General features: G+C 54.0%; 20 protein-coding genes. 15 read left to right on the top strand and 5 right to left on the bottom strand.

Annotated elements, in window-relative coordinates:
* Positions 1 to 115 precede the first annotated feature (115 nt).
* From DYY88_RS11020 to DYY88_RS11010, 3 genes are read left to right on the top strand one after another with little or no spacing between them, the layout of a single operon-like run.
* Positions 116 to 829, top strand: coding sequence for a response regulator transcription factor (locus tag DYY88_RS11020; protein WP_039727998.1), 714 nt, complete (start codon positions 116 to 118; stop codon positions 827 to 829).
* Entirely contained in the window at positions 826 to 1,974 is a 1,149-nt protein-coding gene (locus tag DYY88_RS11015) for a sensor histidine kinase (protein ID WP_044151312.1), read from the top strand. The genes DYY88_RS11020 and DYY88_RS11015 overlap by 4 nt, the downstream gene beginning before the upstream one ends.
* 49 nt (positions 1,975 to 2,023) lie before the next feature.
* On the top strand, positions 2,024 to 3,154 hold the full coding sequence (locus DYY88_RS11010; protein WP_084607115.1) for a serine/threonine-protein kinase: 1,131 nt from the start codon (positions 2,024 to 2,026) through the stop codon (positions 3,152 to 3,154).
* Between the two features lie 11 nt (positions 3,155 to 3,165).
* Here the strand turns inward: DYY88_RS11010 and DYY88_RS11005 are convergent, their stop codons facing one another.
* Positions 3,166 to 4,119 carry an alpha/beta fold hydrolase gene (locus tag DYY88_RS11005; RefSeq protein ID WP_044151313.1) on the bottom strand — a complete coding sequence of 318 codons (954 nt, stop codon included), beginning with the start codon at positions 4,117 to 4,119 and terminating at the stop codon, positions 3,166 to 3,168.
* A gap of 27 nt (positions 4,120 to 4,146) precedes the next feature.
* Positions 4,147 to 6,069: a mechanosensitive ion channel family protein gene (locus tag DYY88_RS11000; RefSeq protein ID WP_130199401.1), complete on the bottom strand. Its 1,923-nt coding sequence runs from the start codon at positions 6,067 to 6,069 to the stop codon at positions 4,147 to 4,149.
* 82 nt (positions 6,070 to 6,151) lie between these two features.
* Here DYY88_RS11000 and DYY88_RS10995 point away from each other — a divergent pair, with 82 nt between their 5' ends.
* The 5 genes from DYY88_RS10995 (at position 6,152) to DYY88_RS10975 (ending at position 12,239) form a co-directional block, all read left to right on the top strand.
* Positions 6,152 to 6,757 carry a phycobiliprotein lyase gene (locus tag DYY88_RS10995; RefSeq protein WP_039727999.1) on the top strand — a complete coding sequence of 202 codons (606 nt, stop codon included), beginning with the start codon at positions 6,152 to 6,154 and terminating at the stop codon, positions 6,755 to 6,757.
* 225 nt (positions 6,758 to 6,982) lie between these two features.
* Positions 6,983 to 7,744, top strand: coding sequence for a phycobilisome rod-core linker polypeptide (locus DYY88_RS10990; protein WP_039728000.1), 762 nt, complete (start codon positions 6,983 to 6,985; stop codon positions 7,742 to 7,744).
* 316 nt (positions 7,745 to 8,060) lie between these two features.
* Positions 8,061 to 9,317 carry a Sll1247 family protein gene (locus DYY88_RS10985; protein WP_084607116.1) on the top strand — a complete coding sequence of 419 codons (1,257 nt, stop codon included), beginning with the start codon at positions 8,061 to 8,063 and terminating at the stop codon, positions 9,315 to 9,317.
* A gap of 76 nt (positions 9,318 to 9,393) precedes the next feature.
* Positions 9,394 to 10,890, top strand: a complete 1,497-nt coding sequence (locus tag DYY88_RS10980) for a glycosyltransferase family 39 protein (protein WP_130199400.1) — start codon at positions 9,394 to 9,396, stop codon at positions 10,888 to 10,890.
* Positions 10,891 to 11,033: 143 nt separating this feature from the next.
* Positions 11,034 to 12,239: a glutathione S-transferase family protein gene (locus DYY88_RS10975; protein WP_039728003.1), complete on the top strand. Its 1,206-nt coding sequence runs from the start codon at positions 11,034 to 11,036 to the stop codon at positions 12,237 to 12,239.
* Positions 12,240 to 12,258: 19 nt separating this feature from the next.
* On the opposite strand, the gene DYY88_RS10970 is transcribed toward DYY88_RS10975, so the two are convergent.
* Entirely contained in the window at positions 12,259 to 13,014 is a 756-nt protein-coding gene (locus tag DYY88_RS10970) for a DUF429 domain-containing protein (RefSeq protein ID WP_039728004.1), read from the bottom strand.
* Between the two features lie 193 nt (positions 13,015 to 13,207).
* On the opposite strand from DYY88_RS10970, the gene DYY88_RS10965 reads away from it, so the two are divergent.
* From DYY88_RS10965 to DYY88_RS10940, 6 genes are all read left to right on the top strand, one after another.
* Positions 13,208 to 13,453 (top strand): TIGR02450 family Trp-rich protein, encoded by a 246-nt coding sequence (locus DYY88_RS10965; RefSeq protein ID WP_039728005.1) that lies wholly within the window; start codon positions 13,208 to 13,210, stop codon positions 13,451 to 13,453.
* Positions 13,454 to 13,502: 49 nt separating this feature from the next.
* A complete protein-coding gene (locus tag DYY88_RS10960) occupies positions 13,503 to 13,844 on the top strand; it encodes a DUF2605 domain-containing protein (RefSeq protein WP_039728006.1) in 342 nt (113 codons plus the stop codon).
* A gap of 196 nt (positions 13,845 to 14,040) precedes the next feature.
* Positions 14,041 to 14,343, top strand: a complete 303-nt coding sequence (locus tag DYY88_RS10955; RefSeq protein ID WP_039728007.1) for a DUF2973 domain-containing protein — start codon at positions 14,041 to 14,043, stop codon at positions 14,341 to 14,343.
* Between the two features lie 473 nt (positions 14,344 to 14,816).
* Positions 14,817 to 15,578: a MinD/ParA family ATP-binding protein gene (locus tag DYY88_RS10950; protein ID WP_039728008.1), complete on the top strand. Its 762-nt coding sequence runs from the start codon at positions 14,817 to 14,819 to the stop codon at positions 15,576 to 15,578.
* A gap of 159 nt (positions 15,579 to 15,737) precedes the next feature.
* On the top strand, positions 15,738 to 16,556 hold the full coding sequence (locus DYY88_RS10945; protein WP_039728009.1) for a tetratricopeptide repeat protein: 819 nt from the start codon (positions 15,738 to 15,740) through the stop codon (positions 16,554 to 16,556).
* A gap of 9 nt (positions 16,557 to 16,565) precedes the next feature.
* Positions 16,566 to 17,771, top strand: a complete 1,206-nt coding sequence (locus DYY88_RS10940) for a class I SAM-dependent methyltransferase (RefSeq protein WP_039728010.1) — start codon at positions 16,566 to 16,568, stop codon at positions 17,769 to 17,771.
* Positions 17,772 to 17,794: 23 nt separating this feature from the next.
* On the opposite strand, the gene ilvN is transcribed toward DYY88_RS10940, so the two are convergent.
* Both ilvN and DYY88_RS24880 read right to left on the bottom strand, forming a co-directional pair.
* Complete coding sequence (gene ilvN, locus DYY88_RS10935; protein ID WP_039728011.1) at positions 17,795 to 18,316, bottom strand: acetolactate synthase small subunit; 522 nt, start codon at positions 18,314 to 18,316, stop codon at positions 17,795 to 17,797.
* A gap of 118 nt (positions 18,317 to 18,434) precedes the next feature.
* The gene (locus DYY88_RS24880) at positions 18,435 to 18,566 is read right to left on the bottom strand and encodes a hypothetical protein (RefSeq protein ID WP_302849238.1); all 132 of its coding nucleotides are present in this window, start codon (positions 18,564 to 18,566) and stop codon (positions 18,435 to 18,437) included.
* Between the two features lie 240 nt (positions 18,567 to 18,806).
* Between DYY88_RS24880 and infC the strand changes: the two genes are divergently transcribed.
* On the top strand, positions 18,807 to 19,331 hold the full coding sequence (infC, locus tag DYY88_RS10930; protein ID WP_039728012.1) for a translation initiation factor IF-3: 525 nt from the start codon (positions 18,807 to 18,809) through the stop codon (positions 19,329 to 19,331).
* The last annotated feature ends 15 nt before the right edge of the window (positions 19,332 to 19,346 follow it).

Raw genomic sequence — 19,346 nt, 5'->3', positions numbered from 1 at the left:
CATCCACAGATTGACATCTGCCCTTTAGCATAGGGCTAGGTTACGCCGTCGATGGCTGTATCCACCCTCCCCTCCATCCTTCCCTCTGCGACTGATTTTGGTCTGAAGCACGCTTATGGACATTCTGGTTGTCGAAGATGAACGAGAAATTGCCCATCTCATCCAGCTATATCTGGAAAAAGAGGGGTTCACAGTCCATCTCTGTCACCGGGGCGACCAGGCTGTTCAGATGGCGCAAACGATTCAACCCGATGTGGTGGTGTTAGATCTGATGTTGCCGGGCCTCGATGGTTTAGAGGTGTGTGCCCGCATTCGCCAACAGCCCGGCGAAAAAGATCCTTACATAATGATGGTGACCGCGAAGGGCGAAGAACTTGATCGCATCATCGGCCTCTCTACGGGCGCTGATGACTATTTGGTGAAGCCCTTTAGCCCGAGGGAATTGGTGGCCCGAGTGCGGGCGCTGCTCCGTCGCAGTCTCCGGCAGGGGGGGCAGTCACCGCAGTTACAAAGTCCCCATTTTCAAATTGATCCCCAACAGCGAGAAGCGGTGCGATCGCAGCCCGATCAAGCGCCAGAAACCCTTTCCCTCACGACGCTGGAATTTGACCTCTTGGCAACATTTGTCAGCTATCCGGGGCGGGTGTGGACACGACCGCAATTAATTGACAAGCTTTGGGGCGATGACTTTTACGGCGATGAACGCATTGTGGATGCCCATGTCGCTCGCCTGCGCAAAAAAGTAGAGCCCGATCCCGCCCAACCCACTTTCATCAAAACGGTGATTGGCGTGGGCTACAAATTTGAAGACGAGCCGGATGTTGTATGAGTAAACCTAGCCTACGCAGTCGCCTCTTTCGTGCTCAGCTCATCGTGCTGGCGATTGGCATGCTGACCCTGGCCACTGTCGGCTGGTTGTACTCTCCACGACTTTTTGTGGTGCGACTACGACGAGTCGAAATCGGCAACTTTCGGGCTGCTCAGCTTCAGGGGCAGTTAGTCGATGTGTTTCAGTTTGCGTTAGGTCGGGGCCTGTTATGGGCCGCTTTGGTGGGGGGCATTTCGGCCAGTTCCCTGAGCTATTGGATGTCTAAACGGATTATCGAACCACTGCTGGAAATGGAGGAAATCACGGGGGCATTTGCCGCCGGTGATTTAGATCGGCGGCTGCCGGAATACGAAATCTTGGAACTGACGCGCCTGGCTCACAGCGTGAATCACATGGCGGCTGACATTCAAAGTGTGGAGCAGCGACGGCGGGATTTAGTGAGTGACCTGTCCCACGAGCTCCGCACGCCGCTGACGATTCTCAAGGGCTATTTAGAGGGCATGGCCGACGGCACGATCGCCCCCGATCCCATCGTTTATGAACGTCTCGCACGGGAGACTCAACGGTTGCAGCGACTGGTCAACGACCTGCAGGAACTGTCGCAGCTCGAGTCCGGCTATTTGCCGATTCATCCCCAGCCGACAGACCTGCTAGAACTATTGAATTATGTAGTGCGTCGATTTGCCGATCAACAATTACCCGACGCGCCCGTCCAGCTTCAGCTCGATGTTCCGTCTAAGCTGCCGCTGGCGCAGGCCGATGCCGAACGCATTGAGCAGGTCATGGTGAATCTTTTGGGCAATGCCTTACGTCATACTCAGGAGGGAACTGTGAGGGTGCGCGCTTGGAAAGATGCCAAGCAACTGTGGGTGGCCGTCGAAGACACCGGGCCGGGCATTGCCCCCGAAGATGTGCCCCATGTGTTCGATCGCTTTTGGCGGGCCGATCGCTCCCGCGATCGCGTCTCTGGCGGTACGGGCATTGGGCTTACCATTTGTCGCCGTTTGATCGGGCTGCACGGCGGGCATATTGAGGTAGAAAGCGCGATCGGTCAGGGCAGCATCTTTCGGTTTAATTTGCCCATCGCCTCAGCCACGACCCCGCCAACCGCTCCGCATCCCCCACGACAGGAAGAAACCGTGTAATCTGTGAAAGTCTACACGGTGAGATGACCCAGACACCTTGGCCACTCCGATGACTACTCAGAATTCACCGCTTCAATTATCGGATTATCGAGGCGCTGGTCGACGTTCTTCGCGTCGCCGTCAGCTCCACAAACCGGGACACATGTTTCGGGAGCGGTACCGCATTGTGAAAGTGCTGGCAGCGGGGGGCTTTGGGGTCACCTATCTGGCTCAAGACGGCGGCATTCCGGGCAGTCCCCTTTGTGTGATCAAGCAGCTCTGTCCTAAGGTTAGTAATCCCCTGTCGCTAGAGCGAGCCAAACGACGCTTTCGCAAAGAGGCCAAAGTCTTAGCCAAAGTCGGCAGCCATTCCCAGATTCCTCGACTCCTGGACTATTTCACCATCAACGACGGCTTTTACTTAGTGCAGGAATATGTGCCGGGTGAGGTTTTGACCCGGGAAGTCCGGCGAGACGGGCCGCAGAGCGAGCGCGAGGTGAAGCTGTTTTTGCGGGAAATTTTGCCCGTTGTGAAATTTATTCACCGCTGCAAAATCATCCATCGTGATATCAAACCCCCCAACATTATTCGCTGTGCCGACGATGGTCGTCTGGTGCTGATTGATTTTGGTGCGGTGCGAGAGTGCCTAGGCGATTTGGGCGATGGCGGTTATCAAATTCCGATTACTCAGTTTGTGGGGACCCCAGGGTTTGCGCCGCCAGAGCAGCAAGCTTTGCGCCCGACGTATGCCAGCGATATTTACGCCCTGGGCATGACCTGCCTCTTTTTGCTGACGGGTAAAACCCCCATCGAGTTTGACTCTGATCCCAAAACGGGGGCGATTTTGTGGCGGCACTTGGTGGCTGTGAGTGAGCACTTCGCGACCGTGTTGACCAAAATGTTGTGCCCCGATGTGGTGGACCGGTATGAATCGGTGGAAGATCTGATGCGGGCGCTGCTGCTAGAGGAGCATTTTGATGACTTGGCTCCCGGGCTTAGCTATCAGCCGAGAACGAGGTCAGCTGTTGAGCCAGAAGATCCAGAGCTGACGTCAGTAGAGGGCTATTTAACGCCGATTCAACGGCAGGCGATCGCGATTCGCCGCTGGCGCACTCGCCATCACAAGGCCGATTCCCAGACTTTCCCCAATACCGGATTTTCGATGAACACCAGTTCGGCATCTCCCCATCGCAATTTTTGATGCCCGAAGGATTAGCTGCGATGCTCTGAGTCGGTAGAGTCAACAGCCGTTGAGGATGACTCTGGCGATTCAGCCAACCAAACCAGGATGAGTCGGTTGATCAGCGCTGGATCTTCGTCATAGGCACAGTGCCCCAGGTTAGGGACAACCTGTAAGGTGAGTTGTGGATTCAGGGGGGCGAGTTGTCGTCCCCAAGACAGGGGAATCACCCGATCCGCGTCGCCCCACAGCAGCAGGGTGGGCATCGTGAGCTGGGGGACCAACTGTTTGGTTTCGGGGGTGAATTGGATTTCGGTCCGCGATCGCACTAAGTAACACAACGTGCGGGCTGCACCCCGGTCTGCCGTTGGTTGCACAAATTGCTGCACCAATGCCTCATCCACGCGATCGCGCTGCTGATAAATTCCCCGTAAGGCGCCTCGAATTACTCCCGGGCGGCGAAAGATCTGGAAAATGGGGCGGATCAGTAATGGCGTCGAAAACAACCGTTCGGCCCCGCGAGAAAGGGACTCAATCCACCCAGAGAGCAGCTCTTCGCGGGCGGCGGGCAAGGTGAGCAAGACGGCTCGTTCCACCATGTCGGGTGTCTTAACTGCTGTATGCAAGGCCACCAAAGCGCCCAAAGAGTGACCGATCAGGGCAACGGGTTGGCCGATCCAGGTTTGCCAAAATGCCTGTACTTGGTCACTCCACAAATCGGTGTTAAAGATGGTGGCTGCCTTTTGAGAATCCCCAAATCCCAACAGGTCCAACGCATACACCGTGCGATGTTGTGCCAACTCGGGTAGGTTGTCGCGCCACTGGTCTAAGCTCGACCCAAACCCGTGGAGCAACAGGAGTGGTGGCAACTCCGCCTGGGGCGATCGCGCGGGCATCACCAGATAACGAATGCGCCAACCCCGCCAATACCAATAGCGGTGTTGGGCGATCGCGACGGGGGTAGTCTGAGCAGGGGATAGCGACATCAGGGCTCCTCAGCGATCGCCAGTAAATTACACATCTGGGGTGACATTCAGTGAACCGGTGGGTGGGGCTGGCGCTGGGGCGATCGCCTCAATCTCCTCCTGACCATGCAGCCCGTTGTGGGCAAACCGACTGAGCGCATACGGCCCGGACACCTGCACCACTTGCTGCGGGATCCCCAGGGGAATCTGGGCGGCTTCAAACGCCAATTTTAGGCGGCGGCGATATTCTCGCGCCACATCCCACTGCTTCAGCGGCTGCGTCTTGATCCAAATGCGAATGGTGGCCCCGGCGTGGTTCAGGTCATCCACCCCCAATAACAACGGCGGCTCTAAAATCAACGATCCCCAAATCTCATCCCGTTGCATCAAAGTCGCTTCATCTTCCACTAATTGGAGGGCCTGATTAATGTCGGCGGTCAACCCCACCGGAATCATCAAATCTACCCGTGACCACTCCTTCGATAAGTTCTGCACAATATTGATTTGGCTGTTGGGAATGGTAATGAGTTGGCCATCGGTGGCCCGCAGTTGGGTGATGCGCAGGTTCATGGTTTCGACAAAGCCCGACATCGCGCCCACGGTAATGACATCACCCACGCCATACTGATCTTCAACCAACACCAAAAAGCCGTTGATGATGTCTTTGATCAGGCTCTGGGAGGCAAATGAGATGGCAAAACCAATTAAACCGGCACCGGCCACCAGGGGGCCGATGCGCACGCCCAGCCAGCTCAAAATGACTAGAGTGGTAATGCCGACAATGACCACCGCAACCACGCCCTTAATCACTTGAGAAAAGGTAGACAGGCGCAAAATCAAGCGCTGCGATCGCTCCAAATGCACTTCGGTGCGTCCTTGAAATATTAAAAAGAGTCGATCAATCCACAGACTGGCTAACTGAATCACGACATAGGCCACCACACCGGCTAACACCAAGCGCACCGGCAACCGCATTAAATCCACGATCAGCGGCTGTAGCCAACGGGTGTAAGGGAAAAACCCTAACACCACCAGCCCACTCGTAATCCACAAAAATATCTGGACAATTTTGAGCCCATCGCGGACAATCCCAAGACTGTTAATCCGCTGCTTTGTCAATAGGGTTGTGCGCATGTGATTCACCTGGCCCGACGACGCCAGTGCCAGGTTCTCTGGAGTCGGCGATCGCCCCGCCAACGAGTTCCCTTGCTTTAGCGCCTGCCGCTGCACACTCAGCTGACGCGCGAAATGACTAATGGCAAAACTCGCCAGCAGGGTGATGAGCAAAGTTGCCAGGGTCCAGCGCACCTGCTGCCATAGAAAGGCCGACTGGCGCTCTTGGTGGTATTGGAGAAGCGCTGTTTCAACCGACCGCACAATTTGTTGAGCCCGTAGCGTTAAGCTGTTGATCCCGTTAATCCGGGCGTCCAGATAGGTCACCGTCATCAGCATTTGGCCATTGACGTAAATGACCGGTTGATTACTTTCTTCATCCACCTCGTAATAAACCTCTAATGTGTCTGGATTACCCGTACGCAAAAACTCTGCGGCCATTCGCTCTAATTCAGTTTCAATCGCCGACGCCCGCTCGAGGGCATTGAGCGTATCCTCCTCGCTGATGGGAGCCGCTACCTCGAATAAGGTGCGGCCATCTAAATGAATGGCAGCGGTATCCGATGCTTGATTGTCGTTCTCCGCAAAAAGCTCCCGGATTTGATAAGGCGTCCAGGTTTTCAGCGGATTAATCACCGGGTTTTGAGCGTTGGGCACCATTAGGGAGCCGCCCTCACTGGTTGGTGAATTGGCCTCAGTCGGCGCTGCCGTTGGTGGGGGCGGCGCATCAGCCTCACTTTGGGCCGTGACTGGCGGCGCGATCGCCCAACACCCCAGACCCAAGAGCAGGCCCACAAGGCTCCATGCCAGGCGTCGGCGCAGCGATCGCCGCCAGATTGATCGATGGAAATTCTTCACGATTCTGCCAACTCCTCACACGCTCCCCTTTACAATATCGATACAACTCTCAACTGCATGTTACTCACGACGGACTTTAGTTATGGAAGCGATGGATTTTTTTCAGATGAGTGAAGGTCGCTGGATTTCTCAGCGCACGACCCACCATCTTGCGATGCGTCGTACCGAACTGGGGCAGCTCGAAATTAACGCTTCTGTTTTGCCAGCTACGGACTCCAAAGTGGTGGAAATCTGCCAAATGCATGACGTTGACCCCGCCCGCGCGATCGGGGGTGCAGCGGTGAGTTGGCAAGGTTCTATGCAGTGGGATGAGGAGGGGCAGACCCAAGAGGGCGCCACCGTGCTCGTCTTGGTCCCCGATACCGACTCTGCCCAATCCGGCCAACTACTGCGCGAAAAGGGCTATGCAGAAACTTCCCCCGTGGTGGGTCGCTATCAGGTAGATGACCAGGATGGCCTTGTATTAACGACCGACTATTCCACGATGAGCTCGGTCGAGCGGTTTTGGTTTCCCAATGCGACGACTCGCATCCGCACCAGCACAGTCATTGGCTTATCGAACACCGCCTCATTTTGTGTCGAAACTCGGATGGATGTTCCCGATGAGTCCAGTACGGTTCCGAGCGGAGACGTTGCGCCCGAAGCGATCGCCATTCCCGCCGCGCAATATTCTGTCCTCGGCTGGTAAAGAAACATTGCCAAACATCAACTTCGGCCCATCTTCTCCTCAGATGTGGCCCTTTTCAGCGTCTCATGCAGCCACCACAGAGTCTTGAAATCGATGCCCCGTATAGCTTCGGTGGAATGTTAAGCTCTGTGATGATTTCCTCAGGATTGCCAGAGTGCCTGACCACCATCCCCTATTATTGGCAATAACGATTGTAAAAAACTCTCAGATATCGGAGATTCAGACGTGGCGCTTCCATTGTTGAATTATTCCCCTTCCAGTCAAAACCCGCGTGTCGAAGGGTACGACGTTGGCGGTGACGAGCAAGCACGCACTTTTAGCACCGACGACCTCTTAGACGCTACTGATATGGATGCCTTGATTGAGGCAGCTTATCGTCAGATTTTCTTTCATGCCTTTAAGTGGGATCGCGAAGCCTTCTTAGAGTCCCAGTTGCGTAATGGGCAAATCAATGTCCGTGATTTCATCCGGGGTCTGCTGTTGTCAAAGACCTTTTACAACAGCTTTTATGAAAAGAACAATAACTATCGCTTTGTTGAGCACTGTGTAGAGCGCGTTTTAGGTCGCCGCGTTTACAGTGAGCGCGAAAAGATCGCTTGGTCTATTGTCGTTGCCACCAAAGGGATTCAAGGATTCGTTGATGAGTTGCTCGATAGCGAAGAGTACATCAGCAACTTCGGCTTTAATACCGTGCCTTACCAACGCCGTCGCGTATTAGCGAGCCGCGAAGAAGGCGAAATGCCCACCAACTTGAAGTTGCCCCGCTACGACGAATACTACCGCTCCATTCTCGGCTTCCCTCAGTCTATTTGGCAGTCTCAGGTGCGTCGCTTCGTCCCCCAGGACAAGCGCCCCAGTGCAGGCAACCCCCAGCTGTTTTTGGATATGGCTCGCAAGATTCAGCCCAACTCCAAAGCTCCGGCTCGGGTAACCACGGCTGATATCAATATCGCCACCACGGTGCCTTACCGTCAGGTAGCATCTTAAGCGTTTTAGATTTGCTTCAAGGGAACTCGTTTTGGGGGCATTTGCCCCCTTTTTTTGTGCTTTTTTGCAATCGTGATTGCACAGTTCTAGAGTCGGCTTTAGCCGTAAGCAGAAGACGTACATCGGTCTTGGGGATATGATTGGGAGGAGACAGCCTGAAAAGTGTCCGCATGGCTCTGTTGATTAGAGGTTTTGCGGGTAAGGTGCATTCAACGCATCCATCAATTAATTAACTCAATTGGATAATTAACTCAATTGCAGTTTTAACGAATCGCTTGATCGCTGTCCCTGTCGCCGAATTGGGTAGTCTGCCAGCATGAGCCCTATGGATTCCTACGAATCGTGGTCTAGCCACCAAAACGCCTCCACTGCCGAGCTTGAAAACCGCCTTTACGGTTTTTTGCAGCACTGTCGTCAGCAGCAAGATGCTGACACCGTTTTGCAACAGTTTCATCAATTGTTCATCCAGGCGGACTACTGCCCGGACGAAACGATTTGGGAAATTGTGGTGGAGCTAGCCCATCGCCCTTATGCGGAACGGGAGTTTAAGTACACGCTGAACCGCTGTAGCTACACCTTGGCGAATCCCTGGTCAACGGAGCCGCGCAATCACTGGGCGGTGCCAGCTCTGGTGCAAATGTTTGAGCAGGTGCCAACAACTCCAGCCGCGATGGCGGAAACCCAGACAATTCGTAAGCTGAGCCGTCTGTTTACACAGACTGAACAATATGATGCACTGCGACGGTTTGCTAATTTGATTGACGTCCCAGACGAAGGGGCTACCGTCGCGATGGATGAGCAGCCAGTCGGTAAACAGCTCAAGCGCTATCCCTTTTTGTATGACAGCAGTTTGTTGACCAAAGACAGCGACCAGCAGCAGAAAAATCAGGTTGGTCAGTTGCGCCAAGAAGCGGAGACCAAGTTAGGGGTGCAACTCGCGCGTTATTGTGACCAGCAAAAGCGTGGGGTCAGCAAGACTGTCCCAAATCCGACGCAACTGCCCTCGGATGAGTTTGCCCAAGCCCTCAGTTATTACACTGGCAAGGTCGAAGGCAACCGCAGCCATCGCGACTTGGCTCAGATGTTTCGCACTTACAGCAAAACGGTGCGCTCTTTCCGAGATTTTAAGGAAGAGTTTTTGGAGTACCTGCTGTCGCCATTGGCAGACGCTGATCCTCGTTATGTGAATAATCATTTTCGGCGATCGCTCCGGCAATATCTCCGCGAGACGCTAAGCGACTTTGATGATCAGCGGCTGACTGACTTTATCGTGATTACCACTTGCCAAAAGCTGTTGAACTTTTTAGTTGTTCAAGGCCGTCAACAGCCGGTTTTCCGGCGGTTTTGGCAGTTGCTCCATGATGCGGGTCAGACATTGACTGTTGGATTACTGCTGCGGGTGGTGTTGTTTTGCTCCGCCGTCAAGCCCTGGCTAGAAAATCGCTTGACGGTGTTGTTTAACCATCATGAAAAGTGTGTTTGCAAAGAAGTGCCCTGGCTGGTCAATACGCTAGAGCATACGAACATTGCCCTACTGACCAATTTTGGAAAGTTTGGCTATTCTTTCGCGTAGGCTAACTCAGCGATTCAGCGAAGTGAGATTGCCCTGGTTATGGGCGATCTCACTTTGTCTTTTATTGGGAATTGGCTTGCGATGGCTGCGATTAGACCAGATGGTGTTCTGGCATGACGAGGTCTTTACGGCTTTGCGGGTGACCGGACATCTGGGCGACCAAGTTGCGGCGCAACTCTTTACCGGAGAGCCGATCGCGGCCTCAGCAATCTTGCAATACCAGACCTTTGCCCCAGGCAGTACCTTTGCCGATACCTGGCGATCGCTCATCGACCATCCGGAACATCCACCGTTGTTTTATTTGCTCGGCTGGGTGTGGGTCAAAGTTTTTGGTACCTCTGTGACCGCTTTTCGCAGCCTGTCTGCACTGATCAGTACGGTGACCTTTCTAGCCTTGCCGGGTCTCGCCTGGGAACTTTTTGCTATCCGCGAAGCCGCAATTCTTGCGCCCCTGCTGTTTGCGGTTTCGCCAGTACACTTACTCTACGCCCAAGAAGCTCGACAGTACGCTTTGTGGACGTTGGTTACCGTGCTCGCGACTTGGGCCTTACGGCGGGCGGTGCGGTTGCAACGCTGGCGAGCTTGGGGCACCTATGCAGTTTGCCTTAGCCTCACGTTTTATACTTCAGTGCTGTCCCTCACGATTGTGATGGCTCATGGGATATACGGCCTATTGGTACTGTCCCAACGGCAAAGGCATAGATTCGTATTAGCGATCGCGGCGGCTGGACTCTTATTTATGCCGTGGTTGCTGGTGATGGCGCTCAATCGACAGCAGTGGCAATCAGCCACCGACTGGACGACCGTCGTCAGCTATCCCCTAGACGTGCTGGTCAAGCTCTGGGGATTGCACTTCACCGCTGTATTTTTTGATCCCAATTTGCCGTTAGAGCATCCTTATTCGTGGCTAGTGCCGCCTTTGTTTGTGCTGCTATTGCTGGGCATATTGTTGTCCTTGCTGCGCTCCTTATCTAAAGAGTCAAGCGTGTTGGTGCTCACGCTGGTGTTAGTGCCCACCGTCTGCATCCTTGGGGGCGATTGGGTGCGGGGGAGTGTGCTGTCGAGAAATACGCGCTACTTTATGCCAGCGCTCATTGGCTGCCTCGTGGCCATGGCCGGTTGGTTGGGGTTGCAATATCAATACCGGCGTCGGGCAGTGCTGTGGGGAGTCGCATTGCTCCTAGGGTTGGGGCTCACCAGCTCGTGGGCGATTCTGCAGGCCCCGGCTTGGTGGAGCAAAGGATTTAACTATCACAACCGTACTATCGCAGCGGCGATTAATGAGTGGCCGCAGCCGACCGTCCTGACTCAGGCGCACGAAACAACCCTTGGAAATGTGATTTCCCTCAGCTATTACCTGGCTCCAGAGACGACGTGGGTGATTACACAATCTCCAGAGTTACCTCAGGTACCGACAGCGGGCCAAACCGTATTGCTCTTTGAACCCACTGAGCAATTACTCGCGCAGTTTGCCTGTCTGCCTGAAGCCTTGCCGGTGCCAGGGGGGCTGTTTCGGGTGGCTTGTGAGGCTGGCGATCGCTCCACCGGCCGTTTGCCTTCGTCCCAGTCGTGAATCAGGGCCGTTCACTGCGCCGCTTAGTTTTTTCAGCCAGCTAACCGCATCGAGGGACTAAGCCTGTCCGCTATTTCAAGAGCACTCTGATGAGGCGTTAAATTGAGTACAGGAGTAGACATATCGTTATCCAGGCTGAATTTATGACGACGCAGTGCTTGAACTGGCAAGACCTTGAATCGCTGACTGACTTTACGATCGATCGCGTGAATGGGCCGACCAACGCCCAATCCAAACTCCGGCTATTTGGCCAGGCTGAAGCGGATGTACGGGTCACTTTGTATCGCGATAATCATGCCTGGTGTCCCTATTGTCAAAAGGTTTGGCTCTGGCTGGAAGAAAAGCGGATTCCTTACCGCATCGAAAAAATCACGATGTTTTGCTATGGCCAAAAAGAAGCCTGGTACAAGCGTAAGGTGCCTTCGGGGATGTTGCCCGCGCTGGAACTGGATGGCCAGTTAATTACCGAGAGCGACGATATTTTATTGGCCTTGGAGCAAGCCTTTGGCCCTTTGGAGTGGAGTCTGCGAGATCCACAAGTGATGCCACTGCGTAAGCTGGAACGGTTGCTGTTTCGGGCCTGGTGTAGCTGGCTGTGTTATCCGGCGCGATCGCAGCGCGAAGACGATTATCACCGCGAGCAGTTCTTGCGCGTTGTCGAAGACGTCGAGGCCGCCTTGAGTCAGACACCGGGGCCATTTTTTCTCGATACGTTCAGTGCCGCTGACATTATTTTTGTGCCCTACGTTGAGCGGATGAACGCCAGTCTTTACTACTACAAAGGCTATTCTTTGCGGGAGGTCAATCCCCGCCTGTCAGATTGGTTTGATGGTTTGGAAAGTCGTTTGACCTATCGCGGCACCCAGAGCGATTTTCATACCCATGTTCACGATTTGCCCCCGCAAATGGGCGGCTGTTATGAAAACGGCACGCCCGAGGCGCGGCGCAATCAGCAGCAGGTTGACCAGGGGCCTTGGCTCGGCTTACCCGATGTTCGCTATCCAGAACCGGAAACATCGCGGGCAGAGGCGTTACAACGGGTTTTGCAGCACCGGGTCAATATTATTCGGGTAAATCCAGTGCGCGATCAGCCGTTGGATGAGGCGCTGCGCTGTGCCCTGACGCATTTAATGACGGGGGAAACTTGTCCACCTCCAAAGGGGACGGATGTGGGTTTGCGATATTTACGCGATCGCATCAATGTGCCCCGCGACATGTCAATCTATGCAGCCAAGCGACTACGGGCGTCGTTGGAACATACCGCTGCGCTGGTGGGTGATCAGCAGGGGCCAGCCATTCCCGTACGGCATCGTCGCGACCAAAACCCAGTGGAGTTTGCCCCGGTTTAATCTTGGCCAGCCCAGAAGTTTACTGATCAAGGTGAGGGGCCACTTGGTCAGGATAGGGGGCTGGCACGACGATATAGCCACCGGCAGCATCCCCCATGACCCAGTTACGCGCTAAGCCCCACCACCACCAATGGGCGCCCGCATAGGCACAGGTCAAGCTGTCTAGTTGATCTTCGACGGCCTTGAGCGCTTTGCCCCCAGAGGGCAGTGTGGGGAGATCATGGTCTTGCAGCGGTAGACTCGGCGTGAGCTGGGGAAATGAGTCTAATTGCAGGGTCCGCAGTTGCGCGAGGGCTTGTCGGCGCTCAGCAATACGTCCTTTTTTGTATTTCAAAATCTTGGCGAGCCGAAATAGGTGAATCGTGGCCGGGTGAGGAAACAACTCAATTTGGTAGCGGCCAGCTTGCTGGGGGATGATCTGTGGCGCGTGCACGAAGCCCCGAGATTCCAACTCTAGACCAAATTCCAGTAGGGCCGGAGCAAAGGGGCGACTCCGATTGGCGGGATAACAGCCGGCGTCATACTTGCCAAAATATCGGTGGGCCAGGCGATCGCACTCGCGCATCCCCGTCTGGTTGGGAATCAACGTCGGAGCATCAACCGCAATCAGGGCGGGTGCTGTCGGCGCGATCAGCTCATCGAGTAGCGCCAGCACCGCCGCGCGGCTGTCGCAATGATGAAAACTCAGTAGCTGGAGGTTATCGTCCTCCGCTTGCAGTAGACAAACGCCACTGCCGCCAGACTGCCAACCCAAATCAACCCCGATAAAATACATGACGCTCCCTTGGGGCTTAGCGCCGCCGCCTAACGTTTAACGCCTTTTATTGTGTTGGACAGCTGTTGATACATCAGCGTCGGACCTGAGGAATCCACCCCTTCGACTACGTTACTGACATGCTAGGCAGTCCTGAACGCTGGTATTTTGGAACCAGAGTGGCGCGATCGCAGACAACCGGGCAGGATAACCGATGGCCAAAAAGCAAAAGTTTCCGCACCTCATAGGGTCGAAATGGACAGCCCAAGAAAAGACTTTCGGATGGCGACATTTTCAGGTTGTAACGCGCAAAAATGAGCAGGGCATGGTGTTCGCCGAGATGGTGGCAGCCTGTGATCCTGACGTCCGATTTTGGATCAACGCCAAGGGCTTGAAAAATCGCCATGCCTGGCAGGCAGGATGGCAATCACTGCAAGAGCAGCAAAGCAGTCAACGGTAAAACCTTGTTACGCTGACAGACAAGAGATGCATGGAAGCCACCCGTCACAATGTCAGCCACTGAGCCTTCAAATCAACCCGAGCAACCCATTGTCCAAGCGGTTTTAGAACCCTTGTTGGAAGATTTTCAATATTGGTTTGGTGAAACTCAAACACTACTGAATTCTGCCCAAGCGGATTGTTTGCCCGAGAGCGATCGCCAAGCGCTAGAACAAGAGGTTTCCACGGCACAACAAGCCGTCGCTACCGCAAAAACGCTGCTGCTAGCTACAGATGGCCATGCTGGTGTCGATATGGCTGTCGTCGGGCAGTGGCACCGACTGGTGAATAAGTGCTGGCAAACATCACGCTACATTCGCCAACACACTACAGACAATACAGACTCAGATTAATTGATGGTATTGACCAAGACCGCGAGAGTCTGTTGCGGATGACTCGACAAGCAATGATGAGCGTCAAGGTTTTAGGCGATCGCCTGAAAATCACCCTCGACCTTCGATACACTAAACAAAGGCGATCAAACATCTGCGACCATGCGGGTATTGGTCCCCCTTGATTCAAGCCTTTAGGAGCCACGTCACAGAAACCATGCTGCACGCTATCTACATCATTGCATTCGCAGTTTTATCGGTGTTGGCTGTCAGTAACTTGATCCGCAACATCATCATGTTTGGTACTGACACCCGTCGTACGAGCAACCGAGGCTTTGGCAGTGCTCCTGAGAATGCTGGCCAGCGCTCCGTCCCGCATCCGGAAATGTTGGACGAAACTGGACGTGTGTTGGACGAGCCGCTGCTAGTCATGAAATCGATTTCCCTCGAAGACGCCCGCGAGCAGCTAGATGCCCTTTACGAAGGCAATTCTGAAAACACGACTGATGACGATGCGTAATGTTTGAGAATTAGGAGTACGTATCCCTTGTCGGTGGTTTTTGGCCTAAGCCCATTTTGGGAATCTCGCCATTGTGAAGCTGTCTGAGGGACTGGCGCAACGCTTGAGTTCATCACTTCAAGACTCTTTCCTGAGTTGCTCAACGATGTACTCCATAGGGACTCGGCTTTGAGTTGTCCCGACCTGGTATTACCGCTAACCCGGTATGCCTTAAACGCTAGGCGGCACATCATCAAGCCGTTGGTTCAGCAGAGTGTTGCACCCTTGTTCTGGCCTGTGGCATTGATTTTTTTGAGATAAATCGAAGCTTTCCCATACACTTATCACAGACACAACTGGCACATCTGCGGCGATGTGACGTGGATTAAACACGGTAAGCTTCAATAACACTGAGGCGTCATTGCTGCGAGTCCCGGTATGCTTAAGCTTTTGAGCGAAGATCAAGCAGCGCGATAACCCTGGAAGGTAGACATATGGTCAAAGTGGTGTCTGTCCACTCCTTTCGAGGAGGCACCGGCAAGTCAAATACAACAGCAAATCTAGCAGCCACCGTAGCCCGCACCGGCAAGCGGGTTGGCATTGTGGATACTGACATTCAGTCTCCTGGGATTCATGTGCTATTTGGCTTTGATGAAAGCGACATGAATTTGGCATTGAATGATTACCTGTGGGGACGCTGCGCCGTTGAAGATGCGGCCTACGACGTGACCCATAAACTTCAAGGTCAGGGTGGCAGTAACAGCGCGATTTACTTGATTCCGTCTAGCTTGAAGGCCGGGGAGATTGCTCGGGTACTCCGCGAAGGTTATGACGTTGGGCTACTGAACGACGGTTTTCAGGGGTTAATTCAGCAGCTCAACTTGGACTACTTATTTATCGATACCCATCCGGGATTGAATGAGGAAACGCTGCTGTCAATTACCATTTCGGATGTATTGTTGTTGATTTTGCGGCCTGATCGCCAAGATTTTCAGGGCACTGCCGTTACTGTCGATATTGCCCGGCGCTTAGAAGTGCCAAAGATGCTGTTGCTGGTCAATAAGGCCTTGTCGTCGTTTGATTTCGTTGCTTTGAAGCAGGAAGTCGAAGAAACTTACGGCGCTTCGGTCGCGTCGATAGTGCCACTCACAGAGGAAATGATGCAGTTGGGGAGCAGTGACATTTTTAGTCTCCGTTTCCCGGATCATCCGTTGACCCAGATTTATGCCAATGTGGCTGATTTGCTGCTGGATTAGGGGGGGCGATCGCTGTTTCGCCATCCTTAAGTGCCTCTGAGTGGTAGTTTGATGGCAACACCAGCGAATTTAGTTGAATAAGCTAAGCTGACAAATGGCTAGCGCTACGTGCGAATTCAAGGACTTGTTGTGCTAATACGGACATCTTTACTTTCTGCATTGACGGCGATTGGGCTCTGGACGATAGCGGCTCCCGTTCGAGCGCAAGCACTTTTACCCTACGTGTTGCCCCTCGACGCTGAACGCTTAGAAGATCAGGGGCTGGCCTTAGCCCAAGAAGCAGCACAATTAGCCCAGCTTCAGCAATATGAGTTGGCTTTAGCCCAGGCGCAACTGGCCTCGCAACTGGTGCCCACTAGCGCCGCTGTCTGGGGGTTATTAGGCAGCCTCTATCTACAAGTTGAAGAATTTGACGCTGCGATCGCGGCGCTCAGCCGGGCCAAGATTTTAGAGTCTGACAACACGGCGGTGCTGTTTGCGTTGGGAACGGCCCATTTTCGTAAGGGCAACTACGAAAAAGCATCGGACTTTCTAGAATCGGGCTTAGCCATTGACCCTGACAATCCGGGCGCGCTGTTTGACTTGGGCAATACCTATTTCAAGCTGAATGAGTTTGACACTGCGATCGCGCAATATGAGCGGTCGGTCGGGCTAGACCCGGAGTTTTGGCCGTCGGTCAACAATATCGGCCTGGTCGAGTACGAGCAGGGCAAGGTGGAATCGGCGATTGGTCGCTGGGAAGAATCTCTCGAAATTGCGCCCATGGAACCGGAACCCGAATTGGCGATCGCGGTCGCTAAGTTTGCCCAAGGGGATGTCGACGCAGCGCTAGAGATTGGCATTCCGGCTCTGGAAAAAGACAGTCGCTATGCCGATATGCAGTTTTTGATCGACAACCTGTGGGGACCCAAGTTGATCGCGGATACGGACGCCTTTTTTAGTTATCCAGACGTCCAAGCTGTCTTGGCCCAGCTTTAGACTGTGGCGATGCCCGTGTCTCTGGGGAAGCCAGAACTGTGTGCGGTGATTCGCGATCGCATTCAGCGATCGCCCCAACAGCAGATTCCTTTTGCTGACTTCATGGCCCTGGCGCTCTATCAGCCTGACTACGGTTACTACACTAGTCAGGCTGAGCCCTTGGGCATGGAGGGCGACTTTGCTACCTCGGTGCACCTGGGGCCAGATTTTGGCGAACTGCTGGCCGAGCAACTGGTAGAAATGTGGCACCATCTGGGCCGACCTCATCCCTTTCACTTAGTGGAAATGGGGCCGGGCCAGGGATTGCTAGCTGATACCATCCTGGCTTATTTACAGCGGCAATATTGGGACTGTTTTGCGGCTGTTCACTACACCTTAGTCGAGACATCCGCCGCACTGCGACAAGTCCAGCAAACCCGATTGGTGCGGTGGCAAGCAGCTTCTGTGCCCATTGATTGGCGCGAGCTGGCGGACCTTCCAGCGGAGTCGGTCACTGGCTGCTGCTTTTCCAATGAGCTGGTGGATGCGCTGCCGGTGCATCGGGTAACGCTCACTGCCGACGGCTGGCAAGAGCAGTACGTCACCCATCGTGAGGGCGCTAAGCCGCCATTTTCGCTGGTCTTAGGGCCATTATCGCAACCAGCGCTCAGTTCCTATTTCGACTGGGTCGGTGTGGTTCCCAGCCAGCCAACCTATCCCGACGGTTACACTACCGAAGTCAACCTGGCGGCTCTGGACTGGTTAAAGGAAGTGGCGACCAAACTCCATCGCGGTTATGTGTTGACGATTGATTATGGGTATACCGCCGAGCGTTATTACAGTCCCGCGCGATCGCAAGGCACGCTGCAATGCTATTACCAGCACGCGCACCACAACGACCCACTGATTAACATTGGCCAGCAAGACATCACCGCTCATGTCGATTTCACTGCGTTAGAACTGCAGGGAGATCGCGTCGGCCTGAGCAATCTGGGCCAGGTGCCGCAAGAACTGTTTTTGATGGCGCTGGGCTTGGGCGATCGCTTAAATCAACTCATGCAAATGGAAGCGTCTGACCCGCAAGCGGTGCGATACGCGCTGCAACGACGGGAGGCGCTGCATCAGCTGATGAATCCGCTGGGGGTCGGCAAATTTAACGTGTTGATTCAAGGCAAGGGACTGGAAACCCTGGAGCAGAAAACGCTGAAAGGGTTGACCCTGCCGCCGCTGATGTGAGCGGGATGGTCGAGGGGCGATCGCTACTGCAATTTGCTTTGCAAAGACTTGAGGTATTCCGTATTGACCCCTGACTCACGGGTCAGGGCAATCTTGCCCGTACGCGCGATTTCTCGCAGGCCAAAGCGACTGAGCACCTGAACGATCGCCACCATCTTGCCGGGATCGCCCACCACCTCAACCGTGAGGGAATCTTCTGAAACATCCACGACTCGCGCCCGAAAGATCTGCACCAACTCCAAAATTTCTGAGCGATTGGCACTCGTGGCGTTGACCTTGATGAGCATCAATTCCCGCTCGACACAGGGCACCTCAGTGATGTCTTGCACCTTGAGGACATTGATGAGCTTGTAGAGCTGCTTAGTAATTTGCTCAATGATTTGATCGTCGCCGGGCACCATCATCGTGATGCGCGAGACGCCCATTTGCTCAGCCGGGCCGACTGCCAAACTCTCAATGTTGAAGCCACGTCGAGCAAACAACCCCGCAATGCGAGTCAAAACACCCGCCTCGTCTTCGACTAAAACTGACAATGTATGTTTCATGATGTTGGCGACAAACCCGCTGCTACAGCCCGGTAGCGTTGCTAAGACAGGAGATGATCCTAGCCTGACGGCAGCCTTTTGTTAAGCGGAAATTGACAGGTTTTATCAATCGGCGGCTCTAGCCGTCAGCGATCTCGTCGAGGGCTAACGATTGGTGGAACGCTGGATGGAGCCAGCCCCTCAAAGATTCACCCGCCGCACCAGACCGCCCACCGGTGCCGCGATCGCCAGCAGCACTGCAATCCGACATCTGACGTCAGCCGTCAGCGACGTTGCATATGTAAATATTTTGTCGGACTTCGCAATGAATAGATGGGCAGATTTCGACTCGGCCCTTAATATCGGTAAAGATGTTGCTGCCCTCGAGTGCTGGGATTGATGGCGTCAGGAAAAATTTTCCCTCTAGACGAAATCAAAGACAGCGATTAGGCTATAGAACGATCAATTTTGAGTTCACGACTTCTGTTCTCTTTTTTATTCTTTGCCGCGCATGCGAAGCCGAAATCCTCGAAACGTTCCACCCATTAACGAGAATATCCGTTTTCCTGAAATTCGCCTGATTGGCGCCGATGGCGATCAGCTGGGCATTATGGCTCCGAGCGAAGCGCTACGAATGGCCGAAGAGCAGGATTTGGATCTGGTATTAGTCAGTGATAAAGCCACTCCTCCTGTTTGCCGCATCATTAACTACGGCAAGTACAAGTTTGAGCAAGAAAAGCGCGCCCGCGAAGCGAAAAAGCGCCAGCATAACGCCGAAGTCAAAGAAGTGAAGATGCGTTACAAGATTGACGATCATGACTACAACGTGCGCGTCAAAAATGCCCATCGCTTTTTAAAGTCTGGCGACAAAGTCAAAGCCACCGTAATGTTTCGGGGGCGTGAGATCCAGCATTCTGACTTGGCGGAAAAGCTGCTGCGCCGCATGGCTGATGATTTGGACGAAGTTGCTGAGATGCAGCAAGCGCCAAAACGGGAAGGTCGCAATATGATGATGCTGTTATCGCCGAAAAAATAGTGGTTTAGCCACTCG

The sequence above is a fragment of the Leptolyngbya iicbica LK genome, assembly GCF_004212215.1.
GTDB lineage: Bacteria > Cyanobacteriota > Cyanobacteriia > Phormidesmidales > Phormidesmidaceae > Halomicronema > Halomicronema iicbica.
This window is presented reverse-complemented; position numbering and strand designations above follow the sequence as displayed.